The organism is Methylobacterium sp. D48H, from assembly GCF_053345715.1.
In genome coordinates this window covers 1-327 of the sequence record NZ_JBKFAP010000118.1, presented here as the reverse complement: position 1 = coordinate 327, position 327 = coordinate 1, and the positions used below count along the sequence as shown (strand labels likewise).

Here is a 327-nt window from a genome sequence, read left to right as displayed (position 1 = left end):
AGCACGCGGTGACGTTCGCGGGCGGTCTGGCCACCGAGGGCTACCGGCCGTTCGTGGCGATCTACTCGACCTTCCTGCAGCGGGCCTACGACCAGGTGGTGCACGACGTGGCGCTGCAGAACCTGCCCGTGCGGTTCTGCCTGGACCGGGCGGGGCTGGTCGGCGCGGACGGGGCGACGCACGCGGGCGCGTTCGACCTCGCCTACCTGTGCTGCCTGCCGAACATGACCGTGATGGCGGCCTCCGACGAGGCCGAGCTGGTGCACATGGTGGCGACCGCCCACGCGCACGACACGGGCCCGATCGCGCTGCGCTACCCGCGCGGCG

The 327-nt window shown here is 73.1% G+C and carries 1 pseudogene; it reads left to right on the top strand.

The features are described 5' to 3' along the window. Positions 1–327, top strand: a pseudogene (locus ACLBX8_RS31735) (1-deoxy-D-xylulose-5-phosphate synthase); the annotation flags it as partial.